This window comes from Streptomyces aureocirculatus (assembly GCF_000720475.1).
GTDB lineage: Bacteria > Actinomycetota > Actinomycetes > Streptomycetales > Streptomycetaceae > Streptomyces > Streptomyces aureocirculatus.
Map to the genome: position 1 here is coordinate 1 of NZ_JOAP01000074.1, position 23,051 is coordinate 23,051.

Genomic DNA, 23,051 nt, shown 5'->3' on the forward strand with positions numbered 1-23,051 from the left:
GGGTGGGAGATACGTCGCGCGGTAGCGCGGCGGAAACCGGCCACCGGGTCGCACCCGAGGTTCCTGATGCCCGATGCGGGCGGTCACGGGTGGGTGGGTGGGGAGCCCGGCGCGCGGTAGCGCGGCGGGAGCCGGTCGCCGGGGCCCACCCGGAGTTCCCGGTACCCGGGGACGGGGAGCGGGACGGCACCGGCGGTCCACCCACCGCCGGGACGCGGTACCGTCGGCCCCCGACCCACCACCACCGCCACCGACCGCAGCCGCAGGCCCCGCGGCGCAGGCAGAGGGAGACCGAGCACCGTGAGCAAGTCCGTGCGGCCGGCCGCCGAGGGGAGCGACCCGTTCGGCACCGCCCGCCTGCGCCGCTCCGTCCTGGAGACGTGGGCGGCGAGCCCGGCCCGGTTCCGGGAGGACGCCAACGCCGAGGAAGACCTCGCGCTCGGCGGCTACCGCGACCGCCTGGTCGTCGAACTCGCCCAGAACGCCTCCGACGCCGCCGCCCGCGCCGGCGTACCGGGCCGCCTGGCCCTCACCCTCCGGGACGGCACTCTCGCCGCCGCCAACACCGGCGCCCCGATCGACGCGACGGGCGTCGAATCCCTCTCCACCCTGCGGGCCTCCGCGAAGCGCGAGGACCGCGACGACCGCCTCGACCGGGCCCGCCCCGACCACGCCCCGGCCGGTCAGGACAAGCCGCACCAAGGGGACCCCGCCGCAAGGCGGACGACAGGCCGCTTCGGCGTGGGCTTCGCCGCCGTACTCGCCGTCTGCGACGAACCCGCGGTCGTCGGCCGCACCGGCGGCGTCCGCTGGTCCCTCGCGGAGGCCCGCGAACTCGCCGCCGAAACGGCCCGCTTCAGCCCGGGCCTCGGCGACGAGATCCGCCGCAGGGAGGGCCACGTACCGCTGCTGCGTCTCCCGCTGGCAGCGGAAGGCACCGCTCCGCAGGGGTACGACACCGTCGTCATCCTGCCGCTGCGCGACGCCGCGGCGGAGGACCTGGTGGCCCGCCTCCTCGACGGAGTCGACGACGCGCTGCTGCTCGCGCTGCCCGGCCTCGACGAGGTCACCGTCACCGTCCCGGGCGCCGAGCCCCGCACCCTGCGCCGGTCCGCCGAAGGCCCGTACACCGTCGTCGACGACAGCCGCGACGGCACCACCCGCTGGCGCACCGTCAGCGACCAGGGCGTGCTGGCCGCCGAGCTGCTCGCGGACCGGCCCGTCGAGGAGCGGCAGCGCCCGTACTGGCACCTCACCTGGGCCGTGCCCGCCGGGCCCGACGGCGCCCCGGAGCGCCCCCGCACCACCGCGGTCCTGCACGCGCCGACCCCCAGCGACGAGCCCCTCGGCGTACCCGCGCTGCTCATCGCCTCCTTCCCGCTGGACACCAGCCGCCGGCACGCCGCGCCGGGACCGCTCACGGACTTCCTGGTGCAGCGGGCGGCGGACGCGTACGCCGAACTCCTCGCCGGGTGGCGCCCGGTGGGCGAGGACATCATCGGTCTCGTACCGGGCCCGCTCGGCAGGAGCGAGCTCGACGGGGCGCTGCGCCAGGCCGTCCTCGACCGACTGCCGCGCACCGAGTTCCTGCCGCCCGCTGTCCCGCCCGCCGCGACCGGCACCGGCACCGCCACCGTCACCGGCACGGACGCCGCCACCGACCCCCACGACTGGCCCGACGCCGAGACACCGGTGGCCCTGCGCCCCCGTGACGCCGAAGTCGTCGAGGGCGCGGGCGCGGACACCGTGCGCGTGCTCGCCGAGGTACTGCCCAGCCTGCTGCCCGCAGGCCTCGAACGGCGCGGCGAGCTGCGTACGCTCGGCGTCGCCCGTGTCCCGCTGACCGACGCCATCGACAGGCTCGCCGGTCTTGAGCGCGAACCGGCCTGGTGGCGGCGGCTCTACGACACCCTCGCGGGCGTCGACCCCGACCGGCTCTCGGGCCTGCCGGTGCCCCTGGCGAACGGGCGGACCACCATCGGGCCCCGCCAGGTCCTGCTGCCCGCGCCCGGCGAGACCGGCGGCGCCGCCCCCGAGGCCTTGGCCCGCCTCGGTCTCAAGGTCGCGCACGCCGACGCCGCCCACCCGCTCCTGGAGAAGCTGGGCGCCCTGCCCGCCACGCCCCGCGCCGTCCTGACGACCCCGCAGGTGCGGGCCGCGGTCGCCGCCTCCCTCGATGACGACGACAGTTGGTACGGGGACGCCGACGCGGGGGTGGGCGGGCTCGGCGCCGACGACCTCGCCGACGTCGTCCTGGCCCTCGTACGCGACGCGGAGCTCGCCCCCGGAGACGAGCCCTGGCTCGGTGCCCTCGCGTTGCCCGACGAGGACGGGGAGCTTGCGCCCGCCGGTGAACTGGTGCTGCCCGGCAGCCCCTTCGCGCAGGTCATGCGGGAGGGGGAGCTGGCAGAGGTGGACGCGGAGCTTGCCGGGCGGTGGGGGGAGCAGCCGCTCGCGGCGTGCGGGGTGCTCGCTTCCTTCGCCCTGGTCCGCGCCACCGATGTCGTCCTCGACCCGGACGACCTCGAACCGCGTGACTCCGACTTCGCCGAGCCCGACGACGCGGGGCTGCTCGACGCCGTCGACGTGTGGTGCGAGGACGTGCTCGACCAACTGCCGGACACGCCGGTGCCGCCGGTCGCGACGGAGCTGGTGGCCGTACGCGACCTCGATCTCGTCGACGACGCGCACTGGCCGCGGGTCCTGGCGATGCTCTCCCGGCCGCCGCTGCGCGACGCGCTCGTCCACCCGGTGCGGGTGCTGCTTCCGGACGGTACGACGCAGAGCGTGCGGTCCTACACGGCCTGGTGGCTGCGCGGGCACCCGGTCATCGGCGGGCGGCGGCCCGCGGGGCTGCGGGCCGCGGGCGGGGATCCGCTGCTCGACGGGCTCTACGACGACGCCGACGCGACCGGGTTCGAGGACGAGCAGGTGCTGCGGGCGCTCGGCGTGCGCACCACCGTGGACTCGCTGCTCGCGGAGCCGGGCGGCGCGGCGGAGCTGCTCGACCGGCTCGCGGAGCCAGAGCGGACCGTTTCCGCGGCGCAGTTGCACGCCCTGTACGGGGCGCTCGCGGACCTTGACCCGGACCAGGTGACGCTGCCGGACGACGTGCGGGCCGTCGTGGACGGCGAGGTCGTCGTCGTGGACGCCGCGGACGCCGTCGTCGCCGACGCCCCGGACCTGCTGCCGTTCGCCGCCGGTCTGCCGCTGCTTCCCGTCGCCCCGTCGCGGGCGGCGGATCTGGCCGAGCTGTTCCAGGTGCGGCGCCTGAGTGAACGGTTCCCCGCGGCGGACGCCATCGGGTCGGGGGACGGCGTCGAGCACGAGGTGCCGGAGTCGGTCAGGGTGCTGCTCGGGCCCGCGACCCCGGCCACGTACCGCGAGTACGACGAACTGCTCGTCGACGGCGTCGACCTGGAGTGGCGGCGCACCGCCGACGGCGTCGTGCACGCGGCCACCCTGGAGGGCGTCGCCGCGGGCCTCGCCTGGGCGGCCCGCCAGTGGCCGCGGCGCTTCGAGGTGGCGGCGCTCCTGGAGGACCCGTCACGCACGGAGGAGCTGGCCAGGGACCGCTGGTTCGACTAGAGGGCGGGGTCCGGTGGCGAGTCTTGCAAGTGTCGTGTCCTGGGGACGGGTCCCGTAACGAGTTCTGGATCGGGGCCTGAAACAACCTGGCGCAAAACTTATACAGCGCGTACAACCCCTGGCCATGGCTAGGGGTCTGATCTGCCGAGTCAACAGACTCCTAGATCATCGGGGCCTCGTGTGCGGTCGTCAGCGCCGCGGGGCCCCCTTCTCCACATGGGGAAAACACCATGCGCATCCGTGCCACCGTGGCCGCCGTCTCCGGCGCCGTAGCCCTGTCCGCCTTCGCCGTCCCGGCCGCGCAGGCCGCCGACTCGGTGCAGGGCGACACCAGGATCACGAACGTCGTCGTCAACGGCGGCAAGGACCTGGTGGTCGGCACGTCCACCAAGCGGTTCACCGTCACCGTCACGGGCACCGACCCCAAGGGCATAAAGGACGGCATCGCCATGCTGTGGCGCGGCACGAAGTTCGATCCTGAACTCCTTACGGGCGCCCTCGCCCCGATCGACGAGGCCAAGTGCACCGCGGTCGACGCGACCACCGGGACGTGCGAGCTCTCCTTCGAGGCCTCCCCGCGCGAGACCCTCGCGAACCGCAGCGCGGGCAAGTGGAAGGTGCTTGCCGGACTCCTCGCCAAGGGCAGCGCCGAGGACCACGCCGTGAAGGAGACGTACAGGACCGTCAGCGTCAAGCGCGCCGCGAAGCTCTCCGTCAACGCCTCCCCGGAGCCGGTGAAGAAGGGCAGGACCATCACCGTGGCGGGCGCTCTCACGCGCGCCAACTGGGACACGTACAAGTACGCGGGCTACACCCAGCAGGCCGTGCAACTCCAGTTCAAGAAGAAGGGTGCCTCGGCCTACACCACCGTCAAGACGGTGAGGTCCGACACCAGGGGCAACCTGAAGACCACGGTGAAGGCCTCCGTCGACGGCACCTTCCGGTACGTCTTCGCGGGGACCTCCACGACGCCCGCCGTGACGTCCTCGGGTGACGCCGTCGACGTGCGCTGACGGCGGCGGCGTCCACCCGGGGCGGTCCGGGGCCCAGGGGCCGGGTCTAGGCGGTGAAGCGGCGGTCCACCCAGCGGAAGGCGAACTCGATCAGCGCTGAGGCGACCGCGGCGATCGCGACCGCCGCCCACGGCATCGTCGTCCCCACCAGCTTCAGGGCGAAGAAGTCCTGGAGCCAGGGGACGACGAGGACGAGAAGGAAGCCGAGGCCCATCGCGGCGACCAGGCCGACACGCCACCAGGTGTAGGGGCGGGCGATGATCGCAAGGACCCACAGCGACACCAGGAACAGGGCCAGCGTCGCCGCGCTGGTCTCGGCCTCTCGTGCGCCCTCGCCGGTGTAGTGGTGCCGGGCCAGGAGGTACGTCGCGAACGTGGCGAGGGCCGCGATGATGCCGCCAGGAAGCGCGTACCGCATGACCCTTCGGACGAAGTGGGGCTTGGCCCGCTCCTTGTTGGGCGCGAGCGCGAGGAAGAACGCCGGGACGCCGATCGTGAGGGTCGACAGCAGCGTCAGATGGCGGGGCAGGAAGAGGTACTCCACCTGCGAGCAGACCACCAGCAGGGCGATGACCACCGAGTAGACCGTCTTCACGAGGAAGAGCGTCGCCACGCGCGTGATGTTGCCGATGACGCGGCGGCCCTCCGCCACCACCGACGGCAGCGTCGCGAAGCTGTTGTTCAGAAGGACGATCTGCGCCACCGCGCGCGTCGCCTCCGAGCCCGAGCCCATCGAGACGCCGATGTCCGCGTCCTTCAGGGCAAGGACGTCGTTCACGCCGTCGCCGGTCATCGCGACCGTGTGGCCCTTGGACTGCAGGGCGCCGACCATGTCCCGCTTCTGCTGGGGCGTGACCCGGCCGAAGACGGAGTTGGCGTCCAGCTCCTCGGCCATCTCGGCCTGGTCCGCGGGCAGTCGCCGCGCGTCCACCGTGTTCGCCGCGCCGGGCAGGCCGAGCTTGCCCGCGACCGCGCCCACGGACACCGCGTTGTCGCCGGAGATGACCTTCGCCTGGACGTTCTGCTCCTCGAAGTACCGCAGGGTGTCGGCGGCGTCGGGGCGCAGGCGCTGCTCCAGGACGACCAGGGCGGTCGCATGGGCGTCCCGGGCGACCTCGGGGGAGTCGAGGTCGCCGGCCGCGCGGGCCAGGAGCAGGACGCGCAGGCCGTCGTGGTTGAGCTGCTCGATCTCGTCGAGGGCCGGGTCACCGGACGGAAGCAGCACGTCCGGCGCGCCGAGCAGCCACGTCGAGCTCTCGCCGTCGCCCTCGCTGAAGCTCGCCCCGCTGTACTTGCGGGCGGAGGAGAACGGCAGCGCCTGGGTGCAGCGCCACTCCTCGCTGTCGGGGTAGGCGTCGATGATCGCCTGGAGGGACGCGTTGGGGCGCGGGTCGGACTCGCCGAGCGCGCCGAGGACCTTGCGTACGTACGCCTCGTCCGCACCGTTCAGCGGACGCAGCTCCGTGACGTCCATGCCGCCCTCGGTGAGCGTGCCCGTCTTGTCCAGGCAGACCGTGTCGACGCGGGCCAGGCCCTCGATGGCGGGCAGCTCCTGCACCAGGCACTGCTTGCGGCCGAGCCGGATCACGCCGATCGCGAAGGCCACGGAGGTCAGCAGGACGAGACCCTCGGGGATCATGGGGACGATGCCGCCGACCGTGTAGGCGATCGACTCCTTGAAGTTGTCGTCCTTGACGACGAGCTGGGAGATGATCAGGCCGATCGAGGTCGGGATCATCAGCCACGTCACGTACTTCAGGATCGTGGAGATGCCCGAGCGCAGCTCGGAGTGGACGAGCGTGAAGCGGCTCGCCTCCTCCGCGAGCTGCGCCGCGTACGCCTCCCGGCCCACCTTCGTCGCCGTGAACGCGCCGCCGCCCGCCACCACGAACGAGCCCGACATCAGCTTGTCGCCCGGCTTCTTCAGGACCGGGTCGGCCTCGCCGGTGAGCAGGGACTCGTCGACTTCCAGGCTGTCGGCCTCGACCGTCTCGCCGTCCACCGGGATCTTGTCGCCCGGGCCGAGCTCCACCAGGTCACCGAGGACGATCTCGGAGGTGGAGATCTCCGCGGCCACGCCGTCGCGCCGCACGGTGGGCTTGGCCTCGCCGATCACCGCGAGACCGTCGAGGGTCTTCTTGGCCCGCAGCTCCTGGATGATGCCGATGCCGGTGTTGGCGACGATCACGAAGCCGAAGAGGCTGTCCTGGATCGGCGCGACGAACAGCATGATCACCCAGAGCACGCCGATGATCGCGTTGAAGCGCGTGAAGACGTTGCCCCGGACGATCTCCGATGTGGAGCGGCTGCTGCGGACGGGTACGTCGTTGACCTCGCCGCGGGCGACCCGCTCGGCGACCTCCGCCGCCGTGAGACCGGTGGCTCGTCCCGTAGGGGGCGCCACCGGGTGGACCGGGTCCAGCTCGGCGCCCGCGTCGATATGCGTCATGGCATCGACGGTACGGGGGGAAAGTGGCCGCCACCCCCCGAGTAGGGGAAAGATCCGACCTCGGTAGGACGGGATGTGCCCTCAGGTCGTACGCCGTACTGCCTGGGTACCAGACACCTCGGCGGCGGCCCGCTTCATGGCCGCGTCGCGCCCCCGGACGTACCGGATGCCGATGAGCCCGAGGCCGCCGCCCGCGAGGCACGTCCACACCCACCAGGTGAGGTCCCGGTCGTCGAACCAGCCATAGAACGGCAACTGGACGAGGAAGAGGGCGAACCAGAGGATCGTGCCGCCGGTGATGGTGGCGACGACGGGGCCCTCCAGGGGCTCCGGCGCCTCGTGCTTGGGGGTCCACTTCGCCATGCGACCAGCTTAGTCGGGGCGGTCACGGGCCCCGCCCGGGCTCCAGCTCCCCTTGTGCCACAAGGCTCTACGCGCGGAGATGGCCATTTCTCACTCATGTATTCATACTGAAACGGCTTCTTAATGGCCGGTTGCTTTCGTATGAAGTTACAAATTCGTTCACACTCGGCCTGTTCCGTTCCGTAGAAGTCATCCACACCGTTCCAAGAGGTCATGAGGTCTCGCATGTCCCCCTCGGCCCCCACGCCGGTCGACGCCAAGCAGCCGTCCAACTCCCCGCAGGGAGGCCTGGACGGCTTCTTCAAGATCACGGAGCGGGGCTCGACCCTGGCCAGGGAGATCCGTGGCGGCTTCGCCACCTTCTTCGCCATGGCCTACATCGTCGTCCTGAACCCGATCATCCTCGGCAGCGCCAAGGACATGTACGGCCATCAGCTCGACAACAAGCAGCTCGTCACCGCCACCGTCCTGACCGCCGCGTTCACCACGCTGCTCATGGGCGTCATCGGCAACGTGCCGATCGCCCTGGCCGCGGGCCTCGGCGTGAACACCGTGGTGGCCCTCCAGCTCGCGCCGCGCATGTCCTGGCCGGACGCCATGGGCATGGTGGTGCTCGCGGGCTTCGTGGTGATGCTGCTCGTCGCCACCGGGCTGCGGGAGCGCGTCATGAGCGCCGTGCCGCTCGGTCTGCGCAAGGGCATCGCGATCGGCATCGGCCTCTTCATCATGCTGATCGGCCTCGTCGACGCCGGTTTCGTCTCGCGCATCCCGGACGCCGCCCACACCACCGTGCCGCTCCAGCTCGGCGGCGACGGACACCTCAACGGCTGGCCGGTCCTCGTCTTCGTGCTCGGCGTCCTGCTCACCCTCGCGCTCCTGGTGCGCAAGGTGCCGGGCGCGATCCTGCTCTCGATCGTCGTGATGACCGTGGTCGCCATGATCATCCACGCGCTCGCGGACGTGCCGTCCTGGGGCCTGACCACGCCCGAGTGGCCCGGCAACCCGGTCTCGACGCCCGACTTCGGGCTGATCGGCGAGATCAGCCTGTTCGGCGGCTTCGAGAAGGTCGGCGTCCTCACCGGCGTCCTCTTCGTCTTCACCGTGCTGCTCTCGTGCTTCTTCGACGCGATGGGCACGATCATGGGCGTCGGCGACGAGGCCCACCTGACCGACGACAAGGGCAACATGCCCGGCATGAACAAGGTCCTGTTCGTCGACGGCATCGCGGTCGCCGCCGGCGGCGCCTCGTCCTCCTCCGCCACCACCTGCTTCGTGGAGTCCACCGCGGGCGTCGGCGAGGGCGCGCGGACCGGTTTCGCGAACGTCGTCACCGGCGGACTCTTCGCCGTGGCGCTCTTCCTCACGCCGCTCGCCACCATGGTGCCCTCGCAGGCGGCCACACCCGCGCTGCTCGCGGTCGGCTTCCTGATCCTGTCCGGCTCCATCGGGCAGATCGACTGGAGCGACTACACGATCGCGATCCCGGCGTTCGTGACGATGCTGATGATGCCGTTCACGTACTCGATCACCAACGGCATCGGCATGGGCTTCATCACCTTCACCGTGCTGCGGCTCGCGGCCGGACGGGGCCGCGAGGTGCCGGTGGCGATGTACGCGGTGTCGGCGGTGTTCGCCTTCTACTACCTGATGCCGGGGCTGGGACTCACGTAGCCGCCGCCGTGGGCTGAGCCGTGGGCTGAGCCCTGGCTTCGCCGCGAGCTGAGATCCAGCCGCCCGCCGTGGGCTGAGCGTCATCAGCCTGTCCTTCCACGTCCCCCGGGACAGGGCCGCACCGAGAGGTCGCCGCCCTCTTCCGGGGGACGCTCCGCTTTCCGGGCCGCATTCGCTCGTACGAGTGACGAATGGGTCCTGTGTGCCACATCACGGGCAGGTCGGGCGCCGGGACGCGATACCGAGTGGTCTTTAGCTAGAGTAATGACTTAAGCTAAATACATGCCGGACCTCTCCCATGGCGACAATGCTGCCGCCGTGAACTCGCTGCGCTCCGCCGTGATGCGCCTGTCCCGTCGACTCAAGCACCAAAGGGTCGACGAGTCGCTGAGCCCCACCGAAATGTCGGTGCTCGGCACCCTCGCCCGCTGCGGCAGTGCCACCCCGGGCGAGCTCGCCCGCAAGGAGCATGTGCAGCCGCCGTCGATGACCCGCATCGTCGCGCTCCTGGAGGCGAAGGGCCTGGTCAGGCTTGAGCCGCACCCGGAGGACCGCCGCCAGAAGGTGGTGACCCAGACGGAAAGGGCCGAGGCGATGCTCGAAGAGAGCCGCCGCAAGCGGAACGCCTGGCTCGCCGGCCTGGCCGCGGACCTCGACGAGGACGAGTGGAAGCGGCTGCGCGCTGCCGCGCCGGTCCTGGAGAAGCTGGCACACCTCTGACACCCCCCGCCCTTACCGGGGGCGGGCCCGCAACGGGTCCACCCCCGGCCACCCGCCCGCCACGCCAAGGAGGCGACCGCTTTTGAGTACGGGACCCGGAGCAGACTCCGCCCCCGCACCAACCACCCTCGACAAGACCGTCCGTCCTCCCAAAACTGCTCGAACCACGATGTTCAGCTCCCTGAAGATCCGGAACTACCGGCTCTTCGCCGCCGGAGCCGTCGTCTCCAACACCGGCACCTGGATGGCCCGCATCACCCAGGACTGGCTGGTGCTCAGCATCACCGGATCCTCCGCCGCCGTCGGTGTCACCACCGCGATGCAGTTCCTGCCGATGCTGCTCTTCGGCCTGTACGGCGGCGTCATCGCCGACCGCTTCGCCAAGCGGAACCTGCTCTTCGTCACCCAGGGAGCCATGGGCCTCGGCGGCCTGTTCCTGGCCGCGATGACGCTCTCCGGTCATGTGGAGGTCTGGCACGTCTACGTCACGGCGTTCTTCACCGGCCTGGTGACCGTCGTCGACAACCCCACCCGGCAGTCCTTCGTGTCCGAACTCGTCGGCCCCGACCAGGTCCGCAACGCCGTCTCCCTGAACTCCGCGAACTTCCAGTCCGCGCGCCTGATCGGCCCCGCCGTCGCGGGCATCGTCACCGCCGCGGTCGGCCCCGGCTGGGCGTTCCTCGCCAACGGCCTGTCGTTCGTCGCGCCCCTGGTGGGCCTCGCGCTGATACGCACCGGCGAGCTGACCCGTACGCCGCTCGCGCCGCGCGGCGGCAAGGGCCAGTTGCGCGAGGGCCTCAACTACGTCTCCCGGCACCCCGAGCTGATCTGGCCGATCGTGCTCATCGGTTTCATCGGCACGTTCGGCTTCAACTTCCCGATCTGGCTGAGCGCGTACGCGGACGAGGTCTTCCACGGCGGCTCCGGCCTGTACGCGGCGTTCACCACGCTGATGGCGGCCGGTTCGCTGATCGGCGCGCTGCTCGCCGCGCGGCGGCGGTCCTCGCGGCTGCGGATGCTCGCGGGCGCGGCGGGGCTCTTCGGCGTCCTCCTCGTCGCGGTCGCCGCGGTGCCCAACGTGTATGTGTTCGCGGCGCTGCTCGTGCCCGTCAGCGCGATCGGTCTGACCGTCAACGTCACGGCCAACTCCTCCGTGCAGATGGCTACCGACCCCGAGATGCGGGGGCGGGTGATGAGCCTGTTCATGATGGTCTTCGTGGGCGGTACTCCGTTCGGCGGGCCCCTCTTCGGCTGGCTCACCGACGCCTATGGCGTCCGGGTCAGCTTCGCCCTCGGCGGGGCGATCGTTGCCCTGGCCTCGCTGGGTGTCGGCCTGATGCTGGCCCGCGCCGCGAATCTTCGGCTGCGGGTGGATCTTCGCCGGGGGCGGCAGCATGTGCGGTTCGTGCCCCGCGAGCGGGAGCCGGAGCCTGTCCCTGACCGGGACCTGGCCTCCGTGGCGTGACGTTGCCGTCGGCTCGGCGATTCGGGTGGGGGCTTCCTGTCTCTGCCCGGCCGCGGGTAGGCGGGGGTTGCTCGCGCAGTTCCCCGCGCCCCTGACGGGGCACGTCCGCCCCTGACGGGGCAAATTCAGCCCCTGGCGGGGCGCCGCTTCAGGTCGGCGGCGAAATATTCAGTCCCTGTCGGGGCGCCGCTTCAGGTCGGCGTGCGAAATATTCAGCCCCTGACGGGGCGGCTTCAGGTCGGGGGTGGAAAATTCAGCCCCTGACGGGGCGGCTTCAGGTCGGGGGCGGAGAATTCAGCCCCTCCGGCGTTTGAGGAGCGGGGTCTGGGGCGGAGCCCCAGGATCGGGAAGGGGCGGGGTTGGGGCGTGCCGCGAGGCGCAACCGCCCCCCGGGGTTCCGCCCTACCCCGGGGCTCCGCCCTACCCCGGGGCTCCGCCCTACCCCGGGCGCCGCCCCCTGCCCAGGGTCAGACCCTGCGCTCAAGCACCTGGCCGGGCCACGTCCCGTCCTTCTCCGTGAAGGCCAGGGCCCGGGTGAACCCGTTGCTCTCGTAGTACGCGACCAGCTTCCCGTCACCCCCCGCGTAGCAGTCGACGCGAAGCAGAGACACCCCCGCGGCACGAGTCTCGGCGGCGGCGCGAGCGAGGAGCGCGCGCCCCACACCGCGCCCCGCGAAGCGAGGATCCGCCGCCAGGAAGTGGACGTACCGCTCCGGCTCCCCGACGGCGGGTACGTACGAGGACGGCTCATCGGTGAGGAGGAGCATGCCCGCCGGGGCCCCGCCCACCTCCGCGACCCACGGCGAACCGACGGCCGCGTACTTCTCGACCAACTCCACGGTCCGCGGACTCTCCGACAGCGGCCTCGTACCCCACTGCCCCGTGCGCCCCTGGGAGACCAGCCAGCCGACGGCACTGTCGAGGATGCCGAGGAAGGCGGGAACGTCGGCGGGACCTGCCGCGCGGATGCGTATGTCTGCGTCCGCGGGTTCGCAGGCCCGGCCCCCGGCGTGATCCAAGTCGTCCATGGGGGCAGGCTAATGGAGGCGGGGCGAGGAGGCAGGCTGGTCGCATGAGACTCTTTGCGGCGGTGCTGCCCCCGGACCCGATCGCGGACGAACTGGCGGGTTTCGCGGCCGCGTTGCGCACCCTCAGGGGAGTGGACGCGGACGCGGTGCGCTGGACGGACCGCGCGAACTGGCACTTCACGCTGGCGTTCATGGCCGAGGTCCCCGACGGCGCGGTGCCGGACCTGACCGTGCGCCTGGAGCGGGCGGCACGCCGCACGGCGCCGTTCCGGCTCTCGCTGCGCGGCGGCGGCCACTTCGGCGGCCGGGCGCTGTGGGTGGGGGCGGGCGGCGCGGTGTCCGAGCTGAGGATCCTGGCGGGCCGGGCCGGGGCGGCCGCCAGGAAGGCGGGCGTCACGATGGAGGAGCACCGCGCCTACCGCCCGCATCTGACGCTCGCGCGGTCGCGGGACGATACGGACCTCGGCCCGTACGTCGAGGCGCTCGGCGCGTTCGACGGCACCCCCTGGACGGTGGCCGATCTCGCCCTGGTCCGCAGCAACCTGCCGAGGAGCGGGGTGCCGGGGGAGCGGCCCCGGTACGAGGTCGTCGGCCGGTGGCCGCTGGGAGGCGCCGACGGGGACGCGGCCGGGGCCGGTTAACCTCGATGCCGTGGACCCAAGGACCAGGAACCGGATCATGGCCGGTGTGCTCATGCTGATGTTCGTCGTCGTGGCGCTGACGGCGGCGCTCGGGAAGTAGCCGAGACCGCCGCCGCCCGCGCGCACGAGCGTCGTACGCCGCCTGCCCGCGGCTACCAGGCGAAGGCCTCCGGGGAGGGCCCCGGCCCCGGGAAGATCTCGTCGAGCGACAGCAGGACGTCCTTGCTGAGCTTCAGGTCGACGGCGCGCACGGCCGACGCGAGCTGGTCCGCGGTGCGCGGGCCCACGATCGGTCCGGTGACGCCGGGGCGGGCGAGCAGCCAGGCCAGGGCGGTCTCGCCGGGTTCGAGGCCGTGCTTGTCGAGCAGGTCCTCGTACGCCTGGACCTGGGCGCGTGTCGCGGGGTCGGCGAGCGCGGACGCCGACCGTCCCGTGGCGCGCCGGCCGCCCTCGACCTCCTTCTTCAGGACGCCGCCGAGCAGCCCGCCGTTCAGCGGGGACCAGGGGATCACGCCGAGGCCGTACTCCCGCGCGGCGGGCAGGACCTCCATCTCGGCGCGGCGCTCCGCGAGGTTGTACAGGCACTGCTCGGTGACCAGGCCGAAGCTGCCGCGGCGGGCGGCCACCTCATTGGCCTGGGCGATCTTGTAGCCGGGGAAGTTGCTGGAGCCCGCGTACAGGATCTTGCCCTGCTGGACCAGGACGTCCACCGCCTGCCAGATCTCCTCGAAGGGAGTGTTCCGGTCGATGTGGTGGAACTGGTAGACGTCGATGTAGTCGGTCTGGAGACGCCTCAGGGAGGCCTCCACCGAGCGGCGGATGTTCACGGCCGAGAGCTTGTCGTGGTTGGGCCAGGGCGCCGTGCCGTGCGGCGACATGTTGCCGTACACCTTGGTGGCGAGCACGACCTTGTCGCGGCGTTCACCACCCTGTGCGAACCAGGTCCCGATGATTTCCTCGGTGCGGCCCTTCTTCTCGGGCGCGCCGTAGGTGTTCGAGGTGTCGAAGAAGTTGATTCCCGCGTCGAGCGCGGCATCCATGATCCCGTGACTCTCCGCCTCTCCCGTGTGCGGCCCGAAGTTCATCGTGCCGAGGGTGAGGCGGCTGACCCTGACTCCTGTGCGTCCAAGCTGCGTGTACCTCATGGGATCAGCCAAGGGGGTGGAGTGGGCTCTAGGCAAGGGGGTGTGAGGGGCTGGTGGGGTCAGCCGCGAGGAAAGTCCGTGGTGTCGAGAGTGAGCCCCAGGGGGGTGTGGGTGAGGTCGATCTCCGTGCCGAAGTCGGCTTTCGTCTCGACGTGGTACTCGCCCTGCTTGGGCTGGGTGTAGATGTGCACCCGGCCTTGGTACGGGTCGGCGATCACATAGACGGGGATGCGGGCCTTGGCGTACAGGTCCTTCTTGGGCCCGTAGTCGTTGGCGGCGGTCGACTTGGAGATCACCTCGGCGACGAACTCGATGTCCTCGGGGCGCCAGCGCTCCTCGCCTTCGCGCTCGGCGTCGTAACGCGGCTTGGCGACATCGGGGCAGAGGCCGTTGCGGTAGCCGGGGAAGTCGATGCGTACATCCGACAGCACCCGTACGTCTCTGCCGAACCTGTCCTCCAGGGCATGCAGGAGCTTGCGGATGATCATCCAATGCACGTCCCTCTGCGGCGTCATGTGGACGGCCCCCTCGATGATCTCGGTCTTGTATCCCTCGAGGAAGGGCTCCTGCTCAAGCGCCTCGAACATCGCGTCCAGGGCCTGCTCATTGGTGATCTCGGCCATCTCGGTCCTGTCTTCGAGAACAGTCACTGTGGCGCTCCTCCCCGGCCACCGATCGATTTCTGCGGCCGCGCAGTACAACGATAGGACGGATGCCGGGTCACGCCCCGCCCAGCCACCCCGCCGCGTCGAGGCGGAAGAACTCCGCGGGCACGACCGCGCGCAGGTCGGACTCCAGGGCGCGGACACGGTCCGGGCCCAGCTCCCGGGCCCACTCCGCGCGCAGGGCGTCGAAGATCGCCGCCGAGCGGGTCAGGGCGTCGAGGCCGCGGGGGGTGAGGCGGACGAGTTTGCGGCGGGCGTCGGCCGGGTCGTCGGCGCGCTCGGCGTATCCGAGGGCGACGAGGCGGTCGACCGTCTTGCCCGCCGCCTGCTTGGTGACGCCGAGGCGCCGCCCGACCTCGCTGGCGCTCGCCCCCGCGGCCCCGACGGCCTGCATCGCGAAGCCGTGTGCCGGGCGCATGTCCGGGTGGCCCTGGCGGGCGAGTTCGGCGTGCAGGCGGTCGATGAGGGTGCGGAAACCGGCGAAGAGGAGGAGGGGCAGCTCATAGCCGGGAGTGTCCTGACGCTCCTGCCTCCGCGCGCGGCCTTCCACGTCCCCCTTCCCCTTTTCGACAACCTGGTTTACCTTCATGTCGTCAACCATGTTGTCTATTTTAGGGGTCGCCCGGAATGTTCGCCGCCCACACAGTCGAGTCCGCGCCCGAGGCGTCCCGTGCCGCCATGGAGGGTGTCGCCCGTGCCTTCGGGGTGTTGCCGGACGCGGTCGCGCGGCTCGCCGAGTCGCCGGAACTGCTCACCGGTTTCCTGGAGCTGAGCCAGAAGTTCGAGCGCACGACACTGGACCCGCTGGCCCGCGAGACCGTCGTCATGACCGTCGCCGTGCGCAACGAGTGCCATGTGTGCGTCGAACTGCACACCGCCAAGCTGCGCAAGCTCGGCGCCGACGACGGCCTCGTGGCCGCGCTCCGGGAGGGACGGGAGCTGCCCGAGGAGCGCGAACGGCTGGAAGCCGTGCGGAAGTTCGCCGTCCGGGTGATCGTGTGCGCGGGCGGGGTCGAGGACGCCGACGTGCGGGCCTTCCTGGACCACGGTTTCACGGAGCGCAACGCCCTGGAGGTCGTCATGGGCATCGGTACGTACACGCTGTCCACGCTCGCGAACCGGCTGACGGGGGCGGTCTGAACCGCCGCCCCGCCCCGGCGCCTCCGTCCAGGTCCCCGCCCCCGCCCGGCGGCCCCGGTCAGCTCAGGGAGGCCCACTCCTTCCAGTACGCCGCGGCACCGAAGGCGGTCCGGTCGGCGAACGTGCCGTTGCCCTTGCCCGGGTTGAGCCACAGGCGGCCCCCGGTGTCCCGGGAGAGCAGGTCGTGCTTGCCGTCGCCGTTCACGTCACCGGCGCCGATGACGTCCTTGTAGGAGGCGCCCCAGTCCTTGAAGACGGGCACGCGGTCCTTGAACCTGCCGGTGCGCAGGCCGTCGTAGCGCCACAGCTCACCGGACTTGTCCAGGGCCAGCACGTCCCCGGTGCCGTCGCCGTTCAGGTCGCCCGCGCCGACGACCCGGGTGTAACCGGTCCAGGCGGAGCGCACTTTCACGCGCGCCTTGAAGCCGTCGGCGCCGTCGTGCGCGTACAGATACACGTCCCCGGAGGCCTTGTCGCGGGCCAGCAGGTCGGGGCGGCCGTCGCCGGTCTGGTCGCCGCTCGCGAACAGCGTGTCGTAGCGGCTCCAGTCGCGGGCCAGCCGCTTGTACGGCGAGTCGGGCGTCGGAATGCCACCGGGGACCGGTGTGTACAGCCGGGCCTCGCCGCCGGGCAGTCGCACGACCAGGTCGTTGGAGCGGTCGCCGTCGAAGTCGCCGAAGGGGACGACGCGCGTCTTCTCGTCCCAGGGAGCGGCGGAGAAGGTCACGGTGGGGTTCGACGCGTCGCCCGTGTACAGCTTCATCGAGTCGCTCGACGACAGGCCCACGATGTCCCCGCGGGTGTCGTCGGCGTAGTCGTGCCACTTCGGCTTCGCACGGGTGCCGGTGGTCGCGGTGTACGACGTGCCCGGACCGCCGCCGACGGCCGGGTCCGCCTGCGTCCACGCCGCCACCGGGCGGCCCTTGGCGTCGACGGCCGCGCGGCCCGTGCTCCAGGTGTCCTGCACCCGCGCGCTGAGCGTGCGCGGCTTGGCCGGGTCGCCGCCACGGACGGTCTGCGCCACGAAGTCCTTGCGGACGGTGCGGCTCGCTTCGAAGCGCTTCTGCGTGTACGTGACGACGACCGTGCCGTCCGCGGTGGCCGCCGCGCCCAGCGAGTCGGCGTCGACGTACGAGGCGAGCTTGCGGGCGCCGCCCCAACTGCCTTCCTTCGCCCGGCGGACGGCCGTGCCCGCGGTCCCGGGACCCGTCATGCCGACCGCCGTGACGTCGCCGTTCGGTGCCGTGAGGAGGTCGGCGGGCGCGTACGCCGACGCACCGACGCCGGTCTGCTCGGCCTGGCCCCAGGCCGCCGCCCCTGCCGCCTTGCGGGCGTAGGCGCCGCCCGCGAGCAGGTGGAAGCCGCCCTGCGGGTGGGCGGCGAACGCGACCAGCTTCGGCTTCTCGCCGAGCTGCGGCAGATCGCCGGGCTCGGTCCACGCGGCGGTGCGCCCCGCGGCCGACTGCCCGGCCGACTCCGTGGACGAGTCCGCGGACTTCTCGACGTACTTGTAGTGCCACTTGTACGCGGTCGGGTCCGGGTCCACGCCGTCGCCCGTGTAGTAGCTGTTGCCGCCCCAGAGCACGCCGACGGTGCCCGCCTTGTCGACCGCGAGGCGCAGGTCCCAGAGCGTGTAGTGGTAGACGTTGTCGTCGCGGACGATGGGGTCGGGGAGCCGGTCGAGCGTCTTCGGCGCGGACCAGGAACCGCTCGGGCCGCTCCGCTCGACGACGGTCAGACGGTGCTCCTTGTCCATCCACGCGACGGCACGGTGGCCCGCGGCGTTGGCGGCGAGCGTGGTGCGGGGCGTGCGCGGGTGGGCCCAGTCGCCCGCGAGGGTGCCGGTCGTGATGTCCTCGGCGGGCCCGAACACGGTGCCGTCCGGGGCGAGTCGGGACGCCTTCAGGGTCCGCGTGCCGTCGTCCGCCGGGTCCGTCCACCACAGCAGCGAGACGGCGCCGTCGTCGGTGCGATGGAGGGCCGCGCCGGGCGCGGGCACGGGTGTGGCGGGCTGCCAGGCGGTGGCGTCCGCGGGACGCACCGCGAGCACGGCCTTGCCGTCCTGCGTGAACAGGCCCACGACGGTGCCGCCGCTCGTCGCCTTCAGGTCGGCGACGCCGGTGACGCCCGGCAGCTCCTTCGGCGCGGTCCAGGGGCCGAGGCCGGTCGGGACGGCGGTGGCGGCCGCGGGCGCCTTGGTCGGCGGGGCGGGCGCGGTAGGCGCGTTCGGCGTGGCCGCCTGGGCGTGCGGTGCGGCGACGCCGAGGGCGAGCACGGAGGCGAGCGCGCTCCCCAGGAGGGTGCGGGCCTGCCGGGAACGGCCGCCCCCCGGCCTCTGGGCGCCGTCGGCTGCCGGTCCGGCGTGGGTGGCGGCTGCCGGTCTGGAACGGGTGTCGGCTGCCGGTCCGGCGTGGTTGGTGGTCATGCGGGAGAGCCCCCCCGGGCTTGAGCGGTGGTGAAAGGGACGGGTGGACGGTCCCGCCGGGCGGCGGGACCGTCCGTCACGAGTGGTGTTCAGCGGCTCAACCGACCATGCGGTAACCGAAGTTGCCGCCCCCGGTAGGGCCGCCGACCGTGCCCAGGTGGAAGCTGGTGGCGCCCTCGCCCGTCACACCGGAGGCGCCGGTGGCGAGCTTCCAGACGCGGCCCTTGTAGCCGTCCTCGCCGTTGCCGCCGACGTAGAGGTCCGTGGCGCCGTCCTGACCCGTGGTGACCAGGGCCGCCGAGGCACCGAAGTGGTCGTTGTTCTCGGATGTGCTCGGTATGGAGCGGCTGTTCTGCGTGAACGACTTCGCGCCGGTCGTGGTGATGCCGTCGGCGCTGCCGCGCAGGACCGTGATCGCGCCGGACCTCGAAGTGGTGGCGGCGTCGGAACCCGTCTCGTACGAGGCGCCTATGACCAGGTCCGCGTACCCGTCCCGGTCGGTGTCGCCGATGGCCACGGCCGAGCCGAACTGGTCACCGGCCTCCTCCACGCCGGGCACGCCCTCGTCGGCCTGGGTGTAGACGCGGGACTTCAGGGTGGTGCCGACGCCGGTGGGGCCGCCGTAGTTCACATAGACCTTGCTCTGCTTGGGGTAGCCGGTGCCGAGGTCCTCGTAGCCGTCCTTGTTCAGGTCGCCGGAGGCCCGGGGCAGGTTGTCCTCGTAGCGGTACGGGGCCCCGTACTTGGCTCCCTTGACCCAGCCCGTGGCGGAGCCCTTCAGGATCACTCCGCCCGGTGTGCCGTTGCCGAGGACGATGCCGCCGCTGACCGCGACGTCGTCGATGCCGTCGCCCGTCAGGTCGGCCACGTACACCGTACCGGTGAGCAGGTTGTCCTTCTCGGCGGTGTCGCGGTTCCATATCCGGGCGGGTTTGCCCGAGGTGCGGTCGAGCGGGCCGAGCAGGGCGGAGACGCCGTACTTGCCGTGGTGGGCGCGGGTGACGATGTCGGCGACGCTGTCGCCGTTGATGTCCCCCACGTCCATGCCGCCGCCGAGCAGCTTCGGCGAGCTCGCGGTGTAGTCACCTTCCGGGAGGGTGGTGCCCTCGCCGGTGATGCCGTCCTTGCTGCCCCACAGGACCATGTTCTTCTGGAGGTAGTTCATCAGCAGGTCGTCGTAGCCGTCGCCGTCCAGGTCGCCGGTGGCCCGGACCTCGCGCCACTTCCCGTCCGCCTCGGGGTCACCGGGCACGCCCGGGGTGTCCTTGCTGAGGATCTTCGACGTCTCGTACCTCAGGCCCGTGGCCGAGCCGTACGCGACGGTCACGACACCGGCGCGCTTGACGTCGCCGACCGTCGCCGTGTGCGCGCCGACCGCGAGGTCCTGGAAGCCGTCGCCGTTGAAGTCGGCACCCTTGTCCGCCTTCGTGCCGGCCTTGGGTGCTGCGGGTGCTGCGGGTGCTGCGGGTGCTGCGGGTGCCGCCGGTGACGCCAGGGCGGCGGGTGCCAGTCCTGTCGTACCGACGAGGGTGGCCGCGCAGACGGCGGCCGTGGTGAGCGCTCTGCGGCGCATGTGGTTCCCCCCACTTCCATCGGCGGCCCCCCGGCCCGCCCGGGAGCCGGGCGCCCGGGAAATCCACCACAGATCAAAAGTTCAAATTCAGCCAGATGATAAGCGCAATCGGTCGGAAGCGCTCATGTTCTTTTCGCGTACATGAGGTGCCGCAGCAGCGCCTCGGCGGGACCGCGCTTGCCCCTCAGTTCCAGGGCGTACGCGCCCGCGACCGTCACCAGCCACACCGCCAACGCCACGAGGACCATGCTCGCGCTGGTCAGATGCTCGCCGAGGCCCAGGCCCCAGGCCGCGAGGAGGGGTGCGAAGAGGAGGGAGTGCGTGAGGTAGCAGGACAGGGAGCGTTTGCCGACGGCGGACACCGCCGTGACCGCCTTTTCGCCACGGCGGTGCGGGCGCCGGGTCCACCAGTGGGCGAACAGGGCGACGGCGGCGATGTACCCGAGACCGGCCGCGTTGCCCGTGACGTCGCGCAGCGTGAACAGTGGGCCCGACTCGCTCTGCGCGTCCGCCGGTACGTCGAGCGCGCCGACGTGCGCCAAGGCCGCGGGCAGGGCGCCCAGCCAGCCGGTCGCTGTCCCTATGACGGCCGTGCGGCGCAGCAGCTTCAGGTGGCTGCCCGGTTCCTCCAGGATGCGGCGCCTCGCCGCCCAGTACCCGACCAGGAAGATCACGAAGCCGCCGGAGACCAGGACCAGTGGCGCCGCGACGCCCATCAGGAACAGGCTCGTGGTCATGCGTGTGCCCGCCGCCGCGAGCCAGCTCTCCTCGTCCGCTCCGTACGCCTCGCTGCTCGGTTCCGCGCTCGCGTCCCCCATCGACCCGAGGTCGCCGCCGGTCAGCACTGTCGTGAGGACCGGCTGGGCGGACAGGACCACGAGCGTCGTGGTCGCTATCCCTATCCACCAGTTCAGGGCGCGGTCGCTGCGCCGCAGGAACAGCCAGCCGAGGATCAAGCTGATCAGCCCGTAGAAGCCGACGATGTCGCCCGCCATCAGGAGGGTGGCGTGCGCGAAGCCTATGACGATCATCCAGAGGCTGCGCCTGCGCAGCAGCCGCACCGCCGTGCGCTCGCCCGCGTTCTTGCCCTCGCTCGCGTTCTTGCCCTCACGCTCGCGCTCGCCGGTGGCGGTCTGGCGCAGGTAGAGCTGCATCATGCCGTAGCCGAACAGGAAGGCGAACAGGGGGTATATGCGCAGGTCCAGGCCCACGACCATCGCGAACTGCACCGTGTGGTCCAGCCAGTTCCCGTTCACCGGCTGCCAGCCCGAGGGGCCGTACTCGGAGTTCCACAGGTGGAAGGCCGTGTTCGACATCGCGATGAACAGCAGCATCAGCCCCCGCCCGAGGTCCGGCGCGAGGGCGCGCTCGGCGGCGCGGACCCCTGTCGGGCGGGGTTTCTGGCGGGGCGCCTCTGCCTGGGGTTGCCGGTTGACGCCGGCTTCGACCGTCATGCCTTCAACGCTAGGAACCCCACCCGGGGGTGGGCATCAACCGATCGGCTATCGGGGACTGCCCAAAGGATAGATCGAGGCGAGGAAGGGGGGACGTTCAGCCCGGCGGGACCCGGACGCGGCGGCCTGACCGGGAAGCGCCTCGGCCTCCGCGTCGCGGCTGAGCCTGCGCAGGAGTCGGGCGAGGTTGCGCCTGGCAACGGGGTTGCCTGCTTCGTGGGCGTGGCGGCAGTACGGTCCGGCTTCTTCCACGCGGTCGCTGCGGTCCCTGCGGTCGCTGCGGACGAGCAGGACGCCGAGGCTGTTCGCGGCCTGGCGGGGGTTCTTGGGGACCGCCGCCATCGGCCATCGGCCGTACGGCTGCCTCGGCGACACCGGCCCGCCCGCGTCAGGTCGACGGCTGCGGCGACAAGCGCCACCCCGCGCGGGTGGCCGCCCGCACGCCAGGCGTGCCGCCACTCGCGCCGATCCCCTGCACCCGGCGAGCCCCGGCCACCCCCGGCGAGCGGGGCGCCGTCACGCCGGGGTGCAGCAGCCGCCGGCCTTCCCAGCCCTTCGCCGCAGCGGCGTCCGCGAAGCGGACCTCCCACTGGCCCTCCGGCGCCGGAGGCGCGGCACGGTGACCGCGTGGCGGTGTCACGCGTCCTCCCTGGGGTCAGGCACCCGCCCGTAGTCCGCGTCATGGTCCCGCGTCAGCGCGGCGGGCAACTCCGGGTCCGAGTGGACCTCCGCCGTGTGCGGCCAGGAGATGAGAACCCGTCTTTGAACGTCGCTGACGGGTTGCCTGTGGAGGGTGGGTCCAGTGCGATGGCGGCTTAGCGGTTGCCTTTGGCTCCTGAGAGCGTTGGCTCAGGGAACGGGTCTGTCGAGAGGGGCGGGTATGGGTGCTGAGATCGAGTTGGTGCGGGCGAAGTTGAAGAGGACGTGTGGCCGGTGCGGTCACGGCCTCGGGTCGCATGACAAGCCCGATCCTGAACGGGGTGTGCCGCACTATTCCGCCGCAGGCGTGCTTCGTGAAGCGAGGCTGTGCCTGCATCTTGTTCATTCCGGCTGATGAGTGGTGCAAACCGCAGGTCAGGGACAAGATCATGCGGAGACTGGCCGGGTGACCACCCCTTCGCGGCGAGCTGGCTCAGGCAGCTCGGACCGGATCGCCGAGGTGCGGGATGCTGGCCATCGGTCGGTCACTCGGTCACTCGGTCATAGGGACGAACCCGCCACCGGCCGTCGTGTATGGGACACAGTGGGCCGGGTGTTCCACTCAGCGGAATCACGACTTTCCTGCCGGGCCCCGCTTCGGGCATCGTTGCCCTGCTCGCAGAAACAGACGGCTCAGCGAATCCACGTCATGACACACGCTGTCCAGCAGACAGGCGTCTGTCCAGCAGGCAGGCGTCAGGAGTTCACGGACCGCGATCCGAGCAAGAAACGCGGTACGCGCAGTGCGGCCGGACCCGCGCCGGGGGGGGCAGCGCCGACGTTCCGAGGGCAACTGCGCCCCCGCGCCATATTTCGCAGGTTCTCAGACGCGTCCGGCTCGCCCCAGGTATCGGGCCTGGCGAAGCGGAACTCCTTGCTGTGCTTCGGCGGTCGCCCGCCCTGGGATAGGACGGGGCGTACTCCTTGAGTGAGGGTGTCGGCCGTCGCATGACACGGTCCGCACGCATCCGTCCCAGCACCTCGACGGGCAGGCCGTCCAGGAGGTAGGCCA

The 23,051-nt window shown here is 71.7% G+C and carries 18 protein-coding genes and 1 pseudogene; 7 read left to right on the forward strand and 12 right to left on the reverse strand.

The window, feature by feature from the left end:
• The first annotated feature begins 300 nt into the window (after positions 1–300).
• Both IG78_RS0138185 and IG78_RS0138190 read left to right on the forward strand, forming a co-directional pair.
• Complete coding sequence (locus tag IG78_RS0138185; protein ID WP_030573354.1) at positions 301–3,588, forward strand: hypothetical protein; 3,288 nt, start codon at positions 301–303, stop codon at positions 3,586–3,588.
• 230 nt (positions 3,589–3,818) lie between these two features.
• Positions 3,819–4,601 (forward strand): DUF5707 domain-containing protein, encoded by a 783-nt coding sequence (locus IG78_RS0138190; RefSeq protein WP_030573357.1) that lies wholly within the window; start codon positions 3,819–3,821, stop codon positions 4,599–4,601.
• 46 nt (positions 4,602–4,647) lie between these two features.
• Here the strand turns inward: IG78_RS0138190 and IG78_RS0138195 are convergent, their stop codons facing one another.
• Both IG78_RS0138195 and IG78_RS0138200 read right to left on the reverse strand, forming a co-directional pair.
• Positions 4,648–7,050, reverse strand: coding sequence for an HAD-IC family P-type ATPase (locus IG78_RS0138195; protein ID WP_030573360.1), 2,403 nt, complete (start codon positions 7,048–7,050; stop codon positions 4,648–4,650).
• An 81-nt stretch (positions 7,051–7,131) separates the two neighbouring features.
• A complete protein-coding gene (locus IG78_RS0138200; protein ID WP_030573363.1) occupies positions 7,132–7,413 on the reverse strand; it encodes a DUF2530 domain-containing protein in 282 nt (93 codons plus the stop codon).
• A 225-nt stretch (positions 7,414–7,638) separates the two neighbouring features.
• On the opposite strand from IG78_RS0138200, the gene IG78_RS0138205 reads away from it, so the two are divergent.
• The 3 genes from IG78_RS0138205 (at position 7,639) to IG78_RS0138215 (ending at position 11,269) form a co-directional block, all read left to right on the forward strand.
• Complete coding sequence (locus IG78_RS0138205; protein WP_030573366.1) at positions 7,639–9,084, forward strand: NCS2 family permease; 1,446 nt, start codon at positions 7,639–7,641, stop codon at positions 9,082–9,084.
• Positions 9,085–9,366: 282 nt separating this feature from the next.
• The gene (locus IG78_RS0138210) at positions 9,367–9,804 is read left to right on the forward strand and encodes a MarR family winged helix-turn-helix transcriptional regulator (RefSeq protein WP_030573369.1); all 438 of its coding nucleotides are present in this window, start codon (positions 9,367–9,369) and stop codon (positions 9,802–9,804) included.
• 82 nt (positions 9,805–9,886) lie between these two features.
• The gene (locus tag IG78_RS0138215) at positions 9,887–11,269 is read left to right on the forward strand and encodes an MFS transporter (RefSeq protein ID WP_030573372.1); all 1,383 of its coding nucleotides are present in this window, start codon (positions 9,887–9,889) and stop codon (positions 11,267–11,269) included.
• 467 nt (positions 11,270–11,736) lie between these two features.
• On the opposite strand, the gene IG78_RS0138220 is transcribed toward IG78_RS0138215, so the two are convergent.
• Positions 11,737–12,297 carry a GNAT family N-acetyltransferase gene (locus IG78_RS0138220; protein ID WP_051853412.1) on the reverse strand — a complete coding sequence of 187 codons (561 nt, stop codon included), beginning with the start codon at positions 12,295–12,297 and terminating at the stop codon, positions 11,737–11,739.
• Positions 12,298–12,341: 44 nt separating this feature from the next.
• On the opposite strand from IG78_RS0138220, the gene thpR reads away from it, so the two are divergent.
• Positions 12,342–12,938, forward strand: a complete 597-nt coding sequence (gene thpR / locus IG78_RS0138225; RefSeq protein WP_030573378.1) for an RNA 2',3'-cyclic phosphodiesterase — start codon at positions 12,342–12,344, stop codon at positions 12,936–12,938.
• Positions 12,939–13,090: 152 nt separating this feature from the next.
• Here thpR and IG78_RS0138235 read toward each other — a convergent pair whose 3' ends face one another.
• The 3 genes from IG78_RS0138235 to IG78_RS0138245 form a co-directional block, all read right to left on the reverse strand.
• The gene (locus tag IG78_RS0138235; protein ID WP_030573381.1) at positions 13,091–14,083 is read right to left on the reverse strand and encodes an aldo/keto reductase; all 993 of its coding nucleotides are present in this window, start codon (positions 14,081–14,083) and stop codon (positions 13,091–13,093) included.
• Between the two features lie 59 nt (positions 14,084–14,142).
• Positions 14,143–14,733, reverse strand: a complete 591-nt coding sequence (locus tag IG78_RS0138240) for a Uma2 family endonuclease (RefSeq protein ID WP_030573384.1) — start codon at positions 14,731–14,733, stop codon at positions 14,143–14,145.
• A gap of 70 nt (positions 14,734–14,803) precedes the next feature.
• The gene (locus IG78_RS0138245; protein ID WP_078965892.1) at positions 14,804–15,349 is read right to left on the reverse strand and encodes a MarR family winged helix-turn-helix transcriptional regulator; all 546 of its coding nucleotides are present in this window, start codon (positions 15,347–15,349) and stop codon (positions 14,804–14,806) included.
• A gap of 26 nt (positions 15,350–15,375) precedes the next feature.
• Between IG78_RS0138245 and IG78_RS0138250 the strand changes: the two genes are divergently transcribed.
• Positions 15,376–15,888, forward strand: coding sequence for a carboxymuconolactone decarboxylase family protein (locus IG78_RS0138250; protein ID WP_030573389.1), 513 nt, complete (start codon positions 15,376–15,378; stop codon positions 15,886–15,888).
• 58 nt (positions 15,889–15,946) lie between these two features.
• Here the strand turns inward: IG78_RS0138250 and IG78_RS44575 are convergent, their stop codons facing one another.
• From IG78_RS44575 to IG78_RS51925, 6 genes and pseudogenes are all read right to left on the reverse strand, one after another.
• The gene (locus tag IG78_RS44575) at positions 15,947–18,313 is read right to left on the reverse strand and encodes an FG-GAP repeat domain-containing protein (RefSeq protein WP_030573390.1); all 2,367 of its coding nucleotides are present in this window, start codon (positions 18,311–18,313) and stop codon (positions 15,947–15,949) included.
• Between the two features lie 97 nt (positions 18,314–18,410).
• Positions 18,411–19,886 (reverse strand): FG-GAP-like repeat-containing protein, encoded by a 1,476-nt coding sequence (locus IG78_RS0138260; RefSeq protein ID WP_030573393.1) that lies wholly within the window; start codon positions 19,884–19,886, stop codon positions 18,411–18,413.
• 122 nt (positions 19,887–20,008) lie between these two features.
• Positions 20,009–21,340, reverse strand: a complete 1,332-nt coding sequence (locus tag IG78_RS0138265; protein WP_030573397.1) for a DUF418 domain-containing protein — start codon at positions 21,338–21,340, stop codon at positions 20,009–20,011.
• Between the two features lie 48 nt (positions 21,341–21,388).
• Positions 21,389–21,682: a hypothetical protein gene (locus tag IG78_RS0138270; protein WP_030573400.1), complete on the reverse strand. Its 294-nt coding sequence runs from the start codon at positions 21,680–21,682 to the stop codon at positions 21,389–21,391.
• A 46-nt stretch (positions 21,683–21,728) separates the two neighbouring features.
• Positions 21,729–21,980 (reverse strand): hypothetical protein, encoded by a 252-nt coding sequence (locus IG78_RS46905; RefSeq protein ID WP_078965893.1) that lies wholly within the window; start codon positions 21,978–21,980, stop codon positions 21,729–21,731.
• 887 nt (positions 21,981–22,867) lie between these two features.
• Positions 22,868–23,051 (reverse strand): annotated as a pseudogene (locus IG78_RS51925) (transposase); the annotation flags it as partial.

Coding starts and splice junctions, on each gene's coding strand:
- IG78_RS0138190 (WP_030573357.1), top strand. CDS start 3,819: ATGCGCATCCGTGCCACCGTGGCCGCCGTCTCCGGCGCCGTAGCCCTG.
- IG78_RS0138245 (WP_078965892.1), bottom strand. CDS start 15,349: ATGGTTGACGACATGAAGGTAAACCAGGTTGTCGAAAAGGGGAAGGGG.
- IG78_RS0138220 (WP_051853412.1), bottom strand. CDS start 12,297: ATGGACGACTTGGATCACGCCGGGGGCCGGGCCTGCGAACCCGCGGAC.
- IG78_RS0138195 (WP_030573360.1), bottom strand. CDS start 7,050: ATGACGCATATCGACGCGGGCGCCGAGCTGGACCCGGTCCACCCGGTG.
- IG78_RS0138260 (WP_030573393.1), bottom strand. CDS start 19,886: ATGCGCCGCAGAGCGCTCACCACGGCCGCCGTCTGCGCGGCCACCCTC.
- IG78_RS0138205 (WP_030573366.1), top strand. CDS start 7,639: ATGTCCCCCTCGGCCCCCACGCCGGTCGACGCCAAGCAGCCGTCCAAC.
- thpR (WP_030573378.1), top strand. CDS start 12,342: ATGAGACTCTTTGCGGCGGTGCTGCCCCCGGACCCGATCGCGGACGAA.
- IG78_RS0138200 (WP_030573363.1), bottom strand. CDS start 7,413: ATGGCGAAGTGGACCCCCAAGCACGAGGCGCCGGAGCCCCTGGAGGGC.
- IG78_RS0138250 (WP_030573389.1), top strand. CDS start 15,376: ATGTTCGCCGCCCACACAGTCGAGTCCGCGCCCGAGGCGTCCCGTGCC.
- IG78_RS0138265 (WP_030573397.1), bottom strand. CDS start 21,340: ATGACGGTCGAAGCCGGCGTCAACCGGCAACCCCAGGCAGAGGCGCCC.
- IG78_RS0138210 (WP_030573369.1), top strand. CDS start 9,367: ATGCCGGACCTCTCCCATGGCGACAATGCTGCCGCCGTGAACTCGCTG.
- IG78_RS44575 (WP_030573390.1), bottom strand. CDS start 18,313: ATGACCACCAACCACGCCGGACCGGCAGCCGACACCCGTTCCAGACCG.
- IG78_RS0138235 (WP_030573381.1), bottom strand. CDS start 14,083: ATGAGGTACACGCAGCTTGGACGCACAGGAGTCAGGGTCAGCCGCCTC.
- IG78_RS0138270 (WP_030573400.1), bottom strand. CDS start 21,682: ATGGCGGCGGTCCCCAAGAACCCCCGCCAGGCCGCGAACAGCCTCGGC.